This window comes from Gordonia otitidis NBRC 100426 (genome assembly GCF_000248075.1).
In the GTDB taxonomy this organism is placed as follows: domain Bacteria; phylum Actinomycetota; class Actinomycetes; order Mycobacteriales; family Mycobacteriaceae; genus Gordonia; species Gordonia otitidis.
This window is the reverse complement of sequence record NZ_BAFB01000141.1, coordinates 1-8,723: the sequence shown is the minus strand read 5'-3', so window position 1 is coordinate 8,723 and position 8,723 is coordinate 1. Positions and strand designations below refer to the sequence as shown.

Annotated in this window: 10 protein-coding genes and 1 pseudogene; 4 read left to right on the top strand and 7 right to left on the bottom strand. The window is 66.2% G+C overall.

The window, feature by feature from the left end:
• Both GOOTI_RS14455 and GOOTI_RS14450 read right to left on the bottom strand, forming a co-directional pair.
• Positions 1–304 (bottom strand): TspO/MBR family protein (locus tag GOOTI_RS14455; protein ID WP_007239346.1); only part of this gene is annotated, 304 nt, incomplete at its 3' end.
• A gap of 10 nt (positions 305–314) precedes the next feature.
• The gene (locus tag GOOTI_RS14450) at positions 315–965 is read right to left on the bottom strand and encodes a TIGR03086 family metal-binding protein (protein ID WP_007239345.1); all 651 of its coding nucleotides are present in this window, start codon (positions 963–965) and stop codon (positions 315–317) included.
• Between the two features lie 106 nt (positions 966–1,071).
• On the opposite strand from GOOTI_RS14450, the gene GOOTI_RS14445 reads away from it, so the two are divergent.
• From GOOTI_RS14445 to GOOTI_RS14435, 3 genes are all read left to right on the top strand, one after another.
• The gene (locus GOOTI_RS14445; RefSeq protein ID WP_007239344.1) at positions 1,072–2,055 is read left to right on the top strand and encodes a helix-turn-helix transcriptional regulator; all 984 of its coding nucleotides are present in this window, start codon (positions 1,072–1,074) and stop codon (positions 2,053–2,055) included.
• Positions 2,056–2,069: 14 nt separating this feature from the next.
• Positions 2,070–2,729 (top strand): GntR family transcriptional regulator, encoded by a 660-nt coding sequence (locus tag GOOTI_RS14440; RefSeq protein WP_007239343.1) that lies wholly within the window; start codon positions 2,070–2,072, stop codon positions 2,727–2,729.
• An 88-nt stretch (positions 2,730–2,817) separates the two neighbouring features.
• The gene (locus GOOTI_RS14435) at positions 2,818–3,246 is read left to right on the top strand and encodes a MarR family winged helix-turn-helix transcriptional regulator (RefSeq protein WP_007239342.1); all 429 of its coding nucleotides are present in this window, start codon (positions 2,818–2,820) and stop codon (positions 3,244–3,246) included.
• Here GOOTI_RS14435 and GOOTI_RS14430 read toward each other — a convergent pair.
• The 5 genes from GOOTI_RS14430 to GOOTI_RS14410 are packed head-to-tail and all read right to left on the bottom strand — an operon-like array spanning position 3,243 to position 8,193.
• Positions 3,243–4,094: an alpha/beta fold hydrolase gene (locus tag GOOTI_RS14430; RefSeq protein ID WP_007239341.1), complete on the bottom strand. Its 852-nt coding sequence runs from the start codon at positions 4,092–4,094 to the stop codon at positions 3,243–3,245. The two genes, GOOTI_RS14435 and GOOTI_RS14430, sit on opposite strands and share 4 nt — an antisense overlap.
• A complete protein-coding gene (locus GOOTI_RS14425) occupies positions 4,091–4,897 on the bottom strand; it encodes an HpcH/HpaI aldolase/citrate lyase family protein (protein ID WP_007239340.1) in 807 nt (268 codons plus the stop codon). The genes GOOTI_RS14430 and GOOTI_RS14425 overlap by 4 nt, the downstream gene beginning before the upstream one ends.
• Positions 4,894–5,760 (bottom strand): HTD2 family dehydratase, encoded by an 867-nt coding sequence (locus GOOTI_RS14420; RefSeq protein WP_007239339.1) that lies wholly within the window; start codon positions 5,758–5,760, stop codon positions 4,894–4,896. The genes GOOTI_RS14425 and GOOTI_RS14420 overlap by 4 nt, the downstream gene beginning before the upstream one ends.
• Complete coding sequence (locus tag GOOTI_RS14415) at positions 5,757–7,004, bottom strand: CaiB/BaiF CoA transferase family protein (RefSeq protein WP_007239338.1); 1,248 nt, start codon at positions 7,002–7,004, stop codon at positions 5,757–5,759. The genes GOOTI_RS14420 and GOOTI_RS14415 overlap by 4 nt, the downstream gene beginning before the upstream one ends.
• Before the next feature lie 31 nt (positions 7,005–7,035).
• Positions 7,036–8,193 carry an acyl-CoA dehydrogenase family protein gene (locus tag GOOTI_RS14410; protein ID WP_007239337.1) on the bottom strand — a complete coding sequence of 386 codons (1,158 nt, stop codon included), beginning with the start codon at positions 8,191–8,193 and terminating at the stop codon, positions 7,036–7,038.
• A 202-nt stretch (positions 8,194–8,395) separates the two neighbouring features.
• On the opposite strand from GOOTI_RS14410, the pseudogene GOOTI_RS14405 reads away from it, so the two are divergent.
• Positions 8,396–8,723: pseudogene (locus GOOTI_RS14405) on the top strand (esterase family protein); the annotation flags it as partial.

Genomic DNA, 8,723 nt, shown 5'->3' with positions numbered 1-8,723 from the left:
GTGCGCCGAAGAACAACCAGCTCCAACCAGCATTGAGTGCGAGGTTGGCGCCCAGCGCCGCAACGTACTTCTTCGCCTCGGCGGCATCGTTGTCGCGGAGTTCGTCGATGCTGATCGCCGACGTGACAGCGAGGTCGGCGTAGATCGCCGTCCACACGATCGGAAACGCCAGGTCCGGGGGCACATACGACGGTTTGGTCAGCTTCGGGTACCACGATTGCAGTGCCGACTTCGATGCGAGGCTACCGACGGTCGCTGCAGCGGCGGTGCCCAGGCCGGTGACGAGGAGTGTTTTCAGACGCACACCATCGACGTTACCGCCGCCACGCGCGACGGCCCGACCAGTTGGCGAGCTGTTCGGTGGGTCCCGCGTCCGGACGTGGCTCGACGACCGGACCGAAGGGGACGTCGGGGAGATCGCGGATCTGGGCGGGAATGAATTGCCGGGCGATGACGAGCGCCGCGGCAGCCACGTCCGAATCGCCTTCGGCGGGCTGCCCCGTCGCCACCGCGAGATCCCATGCGTGCACCATGGTTTCGTTCACATATCCCCACAGCGCACCGGCGCCGGGGACCTCGCCCCACGGAACCTTCACCAGCGCAGCCAGTTTCGCATCATCGCGCCAGAGCTCTATCGCCTCCGCGACGGCGTCGGCATACGCCTGCGGATCGTGGGTGTCGGCGACACTCGGGATCGTCGTCACGTCGACGCCGCTCGCGAGAGCCACGGCTCGACGCCCGGTTCCCACGACGTGGGCGGACAGGGTGCGCACGTCGAACCCGGTGCAGGGCGTCGGGGCGTCGAGGTGATCGGGGTGGATGCCCCGCAGGATCTCGGTGAGCCACGATGTCGCTACGGCGTAGGCGGGCCGGGGATCGGCCGGCGCCGACGTGGAAGCGGTGCCGGTGGTCTCGGTGTTGGTGGTCTCGGTGTCGGTGGTCTCGGTGTCGGCAGGGGAGTTCATGTCGTGCCTCTCGGTTCGGACGACATCGCCGTGCGCGACGTCGCAGCTCGAGTACACGAGGAATACACGACACCTTCTGTCATGATTTGGTGGAGAATTGGTATTCATGCGAGCCGAACGACTTCTCGCTGTGGTGATGCTGCTCAAGACGCATGGCAGGATGACCGCGGCGCAACTCGCCGCCGAACTCGACGTCTCGGAGCGGACAGTGCTGCGCGACATCGACGCGTTGTCGGTGTCGGGTATTCCGGTCTACGCCGAGCGTGGCCGTCACGGGGGCTTCGCACTCGTCCCCGGCTATCGAACCGATCTGACCGGGCTGACTCCCGCCGAGGCGGCGTCGTTGCTCGCCGGCGGCGGTCGATTGCACTCGCCGGAACTCGCCAGTGCGATGCGCAAGGTGGCCGCCGCGATCCCCGACGCCTACCGGCCCGACGCCATGCGCGCGGCCACGCGAGTGCTCGTGCGACCCGAGGGGTTTGTGCGTGCGGCCGAACCACTCGGCGCTCTCGGTCCGGTGCAGCAGGCCGTCTTCGACGGTCGTCGGATCCGCATGAGTTACCGGAGACCGGGAGCCGACGCCGCAACCGAGCGCACCGTCGACCCGGTGGGCCTCGTCGTCGCCGGAGATGTCTGGTATCTGGTCGCCAATTCCGCAGGGGCGGAGCGGATGTACCGCGTTTCCCGGATGTCCGACGTCGAGGTTCTCGACGAACGGGCCGAGCGTGACGACGACGTCGATCTCGACGCGATCTGGGAGCGTCGACGCACCGATTTCCGTGCCGGATTCGAACAGGTGTCGGTGCGGGTGATGTGTGCCGACGACAGGTCGCTGAGCGCGGTGCGGGCGAAGGCGTACAGCACGGTCGTCCATGAGGTCGGTGACGACGGCACGGTTCTCGCCACGGTGACGTTCATCGGTGAACGACACGCCATCAATGTGCTGTGGTCCGCGGAGTTCGACGTCGAGGTGCTCGAACCAGCGCAGATCAGGGACGCGCTGCTCGACCGTGCGCGTCGACTCATCTGCAGGCATGGTGACGAGCAGCCGGATCGCGGCGCTGAGTCGGGGGAGCGTCGAACTCAATAGACTATATTGTTTCCATGAGCGCCGAGGTTCCCGCACGTTCCCGCAGACGCCGCCCTCGGCTGTCCGACGAAGCGGCCGAGCATGTACGCGAACTGATCGTCTCCGGGCAGCTCGAACCGGGGCAGTTCATCCGTCCGGAGACGATGGCAGCCGAACTCGACATCTCCGCGACGCCCATGCGTGAGGGGCTGTTGACGCTGCAGAGCGAAGGATTGCTGCGCGTCGAGCCACGTCGGGGATTCATGGTCGCGCCGTTGAGCGCCGCCGACATCGAGGACGTGTTCACCGGTCAGTCGCTGCTCGCAGGTGAACTCGCTGCGCGCGCGACGTCGCGGATGGGCGACGACGACCTCGACGCCCTCGCCGCGATCCAGGCCGAGCTCGAACACGCAGCAGACACAGCCGACTACGACGAGGTGGAGCGACTCAACCACGTTTTCCACCGGATGATCTATTCGGCTGCGGACTCGCCGAAATTGTCGTGGATGATCAAGGGCTCGCTCAACTACGCGCCGCGTCGATTCTTCGCGTCGGTCGAGGGCTGGCCACAGGCGTCGGCTGCCGATCACCGGGCCATCATCGCCGGGTTGCGCGCCCGTGACGCCGATAAAGCACGTGCGGCGATGGTCGCCCACATCAGGAACGCCGGACACCTTCTCGCCGCGCAGCGCTGAGCAGCGAACGGCGGCAGAGCCGCAGGACAGTTCGGGCGGCGGAGCCGCGCATTTACGGACTCTGTGCAATCCACATAGGATGCCAGACATGTCCGCAGCCGAACCGACCGCCGAGGCCGCTGCTGCGCTGTTCGATCTGTTGACCCACACCCTGGAACGCAGAACGCGTGAGCTGAGTATCGGTGGTGCGGCGACGCTGTTCACGCTGTGGCGCAGTGGTCCCCGACGGGCGACGACCCTCGCGACGATCGAGGGTGTCACCGCGCCGACGATGACAGCGTTGATCACCTCTCTCGAGCGCGACGGGCTGGTCGAGCGACGCGCCGACCCCGCAGACGGCCGCGCGTCGATCGTTGCCATCACCGAGTCCGGGTCGGCCTACATCGAAGCGAGACGAGATGCGCACATCGCTGAACTGGCGGCAGGAATCGATGAACTCCCACAGCCGCTGAGGACCGAATTGGTTTCGGCCGCTGATGCTTTGGCGGCACTGGCGCACCGGCTCGGCGACACCTAGCCCGTCGTGTGAACCCCGGGCGCGTCGTCGAGGAAGTCGAGAACGAGTGGGCTCGCCTGCGCGCGGTACTCGTCGAAGTACGCGTGGCGCGCGCCGTCGAACACGTGGGTCGTCGCATCGGGGATGGCATCTGCCAGAATCTGGGCGTTCACGACCGGTGCGAACTGGTCGTCGGAGCCGTGCAGGATCAGTGTCGGTGCGGCGATCTCGGGAAGTCGTGCCCATGCGTCGTGGGAATCGCTGGCACGCAGATGTTGTCGGCGTGCCCGCGCCGACATCGTCGGATCGCCCAGCACGGTGTACGGGCCCGGATGTGTGGCCTGCCATGCGGGCGTGTACATCAGATCGGTCATGACCTGCGTGGCGTCCGGGCCGGCCAGGGCGCGTCGGATATCCGGATCGCGTTCGCGCGCATGACTTCCGCCGGGCGTGGTGCAGCCGAGTACGAGTCGACGGACGCGATGGGGCGCGGCGATGGCAATCCATTGGGCCGTGCGCCCGCCCATCGACGTTCCGTAGACGTCGAATCGACCGATCGACAACGAATCCAGAACAGAGAGAGCATCTCTCGCGAACAGTTGCGTGCTGTAGTCCCCGTCGGGGGAGTCGCTGTCGCCCGTGCCGCGGTAATCGAAGGTGACGGTCGTGTGATCGCGGGCGAAATCGTTACGGGTACGGTCCCACCAATGGTGGTTGTTGGCCTGGCCCGGCAGGAGCAGCAGTACCGGACCGCTACCGCGCACCTGCACGGCCAGACGCGTGCCGTCGGAGGTTCGTGAGATCTCGTGGTACTCCTGCACGGGCACCAGTCTTCCAGTGAGTGGTCCGTCGGTGAGCGACGCGGTCATGGGCGTGCCGCTGCGAGGATCTGCTGCGCACGGGCGACCACCGGTGGATCGACCATGTGGCCATCGACCGCGACCGCAGAACCATCCGAGCGCGCCGCCTCGACGATCCGTTGTGCCCACGCGATCTGCTCGGTCGACGGCGCAAGGCACTCGTGAGTCGTCGAGACCTGACCCGGATGGATACAGAGCTTGCCGCGCATGCCGATTCGTGCTGCGTAACCGACGTCATCCGAGAGTTTGTCGACGTCGCGTAGGGCGGTGGTCACCCCGTCCACGGGGGAGCCGAGGTGTGCCGCGGCCGACGCCAGGACGAGTGTGGAGCGCGCGAGCAGGAGTGCCTCGCGATCATCGGGGTCGACGCCGAGTTCTGCCGCGAAGTCGATGGCGCCGAACGCGAGGCGTGCGACACCGGATACCGCAGCCAGTTCGGCGGCGCGCAGTATGCCGACGGCCGTCTCGACGAGCGGTATGACCGAGGTCGACGAGTCGGCCACCGACGAGATCGTCGCGGGATCCTCGGCCTTGGCCAGCATCGCCGGGGCGCCGGTCGGGGCGAGCATGGCGACGTCGGCGTCGAACCACTGCGTGTCTGCCCCGTTGATCCGGACCACTGCCTCATGCCCGTCGGAGAGCCACTGCGCGACGGCGTCACGCGCCGAGGTCTTGTCGTCGGTCGACACCGCATCCTCGAGGTCGATCACGACGAGGTCGGCGCCGGCAGCCTGCGCCTTGGCGAATCGATCAGGTCGGTTTCCCGGGACGAACAGCAGTGTGCGGGCGGTGCGTACCGCGTCGAGGTTCATGCGAGTTCACCTCGCCCGCTGACATGTACGGTGTCGACACCGCTGACGATCCGGAGGTCGACGGTGTCGCCGTCCGGGCGCCCCTCGGCCCGGAAGGCGTCGCCGAGGAACAGTGGCTTGCGTAGCCGGAAGTCGAAGGCGCGCAACGATCGTCCTCCACTCCGTGACCGGACCAGCTCGGCGAGATAGGTGGCCAGCAGCGGGCCGTGCACCACGAGGTCGGGGTATCCCTCGACCTCGGTCACGTACGGCTGGTCGTAGTGGATACGATGCGCGTTCGACGTCAGCGCCGAGTAGCGGAAGAGTAGTGGAGTCGTCGGTGTCGGCTCAGCGGTCCACGGGGCATCGGTCGGACCGAGTTGTTCGACCTCCCGCGTGAACGGACGTGACGCCCCGGAGTCGCTGCGGTACACCAAATCCTGATCTTCGATGAGCACCACCTCGCCGTCCTGTGAGTACTCGTTGCGGACGGTGACGAAGAGCATGTCTCCGGTGCGGCCGTGCTTTTCGGTGACCGACTCGAGGCTCGATCGCTTCTGTGCCGGCTCGCCGAGTCGAAGTGGGCGCGTCATCCGCATCGACGATCCCGCGAACATGCGCCTGCGGTCAGGGATCGGGGGGAGGAAATGCCCGTCGGATGGATGCCCGTCTGCGCCGAGTTCGCTGCTGCGCGGCCACTCGGAGAAGTACACCCACTGCCACGTCATAGGCAACTGTGAACCTGCAGAGTAGGTTTCGGTCAGATCGAGTGTCGCCGCCAGTCGTGTCGCCTGCGCCGGATCGAGCTCGTCGTGCTGTACGACCGGTTGCGGCGTCCAGTCCCCGACGAAGCTGCTCAATGTGGTGGTCGTCGTGTCGGTCACCGGGGGCCTCCCTGGACTGTGCTGGTGTCGTGTGCGTGCGTGCTTCGCACCTGGTCCGAATCGTGGGTGCCGAGAACCCCTGCCGCGACGAGGTCGTCGATCTCGTCGTCAGAGACACCCAACTCGCGGGCGATCGTCAGGCTGTCGGCGCCGAGCGCGGGCACCGGGTCCATGCGGGGCTCGTCGCCGAAACCGATGGGCGGCAACAGCGCTCGGATCGGTCCGCGTTCGGTCTCGACGCTGCGCCAGCGGTCGCGTCCCGCGAGAACCGGATGATCAAGGAACTCCGAGACCGTGTTGACGCCGCCGAACGCGATCTTCGCCCGCTTCAGCAGTTCGGTGAGCTGGTCGGTGGTCCTGCGACCGAAGTGCTCGGTCACCGCCGCGTCGACCGCGTCCCTGTTGGCGACGCGCAGCGTGTTCGACGCGAACCGCGGATCGGCCGCGAGCGCGGCGTCGTCGAAGACGATCTCGCAGAGCCGCTGCCACTCGGGCTCGTTCTGTATGGCGAGGAGGAAGGTGTGTCCGTCGACGGCCGAATAGGGGCCGTAGGGGGAGATGGTGGCGTGTGCCGCACCGAAGCGTCCCGGTTGCCGGCCCGCTCCGGCGGTGAAATGCGCCGGCTGGCCCATCCATTCGCTGAGCGCCTCGAAGAGCGAGACCTCGAGGGTTGCGCCCTCGCCGGTGACCTGCCGTTGGTAGAGCGCAGCGAGCACGCCGGAGAACCCGTACATCCCGGCGGCGATGTCGGCGATGGAGACGCCGACCTTCGCGACGTCGTCCGGCGTTCCGGTCATCGACACGAGGCCTGTTTCGCATTGCACCAGAAGGTCGTAGGCCTTGCGATCGGCCCACGGGCCGGTGCTGCCCCAGCCGGTGATCGACAGCACGATCTTTCTGGGATCGCGCCGGCGCACATCCTGCGCACCGAGCCCGAGTCGTTCCGCGGCACCGGGACCGAGGTTCTGCACGATGACGTCCGCGTGATCGGCCAACCGGTGCAACATCTTCGCACCCGATTCCGATTTCACGTCGAGCGCTATCGACTCCTTGGAACGGTTGAGCCACACGAAGTAGCTGGCCAGGCCGTCGACGGATTCGTCGTAGGCTCTGGCGAAGTCACCGGTGCCCGGTCGTTCGACCTTGATGACGCGCGCGCCGAGGTCGGCGAGTTGTCGGGTCGCGAAAGGTGCGGCGACTGCGTGTTCGAGTGACAGGACCGTCACTCCGGATAGGGGAAGCACGGGCTCACCTCCAGTGGTGTCGGGCGGGTGATCAGATGTCGAGTCCGCCGCGCTTCACCAGCTGCTTGGCGATCACGTTCTGCTGGATCTCGTTGGTGCCCTCACCGACGATCATCAGCGGCGCGTCGCGGAAGTATCGCTCGACGTCGTATTCGGTGGAGTATCCGTACCCGCCGTGGATACGGACGGCGTCGAGTGCGATCTCCATCGCGGTCTCGGAGCAGAAGAGCTTGGCCATCCCTGCTTCCATGTCGGCGCGTTGCCCGGTGCCGACGCGATCGGCGGCGTCGAGCAACAGGCTGCGCGCAGCGGCGAGCTTGGTGCCCATCGTGGCGAGCATGTTGCCGACGGCCTGGTGCTTCCAGATCGGGACGCCGAAGCTCTCGCGGTCCTGGGCATAAGCCAGCGCGTCGTCGAATGCTGCTCGCGCGACGCCGGTTGCGCGAGCAGCGACCTGGATGCGACCGGTTTCGAGGCCCTTCATCATCTGTGCGAATCCCTTGCCCTCGGCACCGCCGAGCACCGCATCGGCGGGCACGTGGGCGTCGACGAAGTTCAGTTCGCAACTCTCGACGCCCTTGTAGCCGAGCTTCGGCAGGTCCTTGGACACCTCGAAACCGGGCACCTTCTCGACGAGCAGGATCGATACGCCGGTATGGGCGGGCTGTGCCTTGGGGTCGGTCTTGCAGAGGAGTGCGACGAGGTCTGACTTGCGTGCGTTCGAGATCCACGTCTTAGAGCCGTTGATCACGTACTCGTCGCCCTCGCGGACAGCAACGGTGCGCATCGCCTGGAGATCCGAGCCGCCACCCGGTTCGGTCAGCGCCATAGTCGCGCGTATCTCGCCCGTCGCCATCCGTGGCAGATACTTCTCCTTCTGCTCATCGGTGCCGAACGCGAGGAGCAATTTGGCGACGACGGTGTGGCCACCCATGGCGCCCGCCAGACTCATCCAGCCGCGTGCGAGTTCTTCGGTGACGCGCGCGTAACAGGGCATCGACACCTGCGCGAAACCGTAGGGCTCGGGAATCGCGAGTCCGTAGATACCCATCTCCTTCATCTGCTCGATGAGGTCTTCGGGATAGGTGTTCGAGTGCTCCAACTCGCGGACGACAGGCCGGACCTGCTTGTCGACGAAGTCCTTGACGGTCTTGATGATGGCTTCTTCTTCTACGGACAGTGTGGTCACGGTGACTCCTTCGACTGAGGTCTATGGAAAATAGTCTATAGAGTTTGCCGACACTTGTCACCTGTCGATGTGGCCGGATGGGTGCGGGGGTAGCTATATCCCGTGGTCACAACTGCCTAACGACCTCCGCGGGCATTTGGTGAGAAGGGAATGAGGTCAGTAACATCTGAGGCTGTTGTTATTTATGGGACTAAAGGGGCTGATGGTGCGACTTCGTCGAGTTCGGTGTGTGTCGGCTCTGACCGCGCTTGCGGCCGTGGTGGTCGGTGCCGCCACGATGAGCGGGGTGGCCGCCGCCGACCCGACGCCGGTGGCACCTGACCCGGCATCCTCGAGCATTCAGACCGTCGTGCACGACTCACCGCTGCAGACGACGCTGATCGTGTACTCGGCGTCGATGGGCAAGGCCATTCCCGTCACGGTCCTGCATCCGAAGGACACGAGTAAGCCGGTGCCGACCCTGTATCTGCTCAACGGTGCAGGCGGCGGTGAGGATTCGGCCACCTGGGCAGCCAAGACGTCCTACGCGC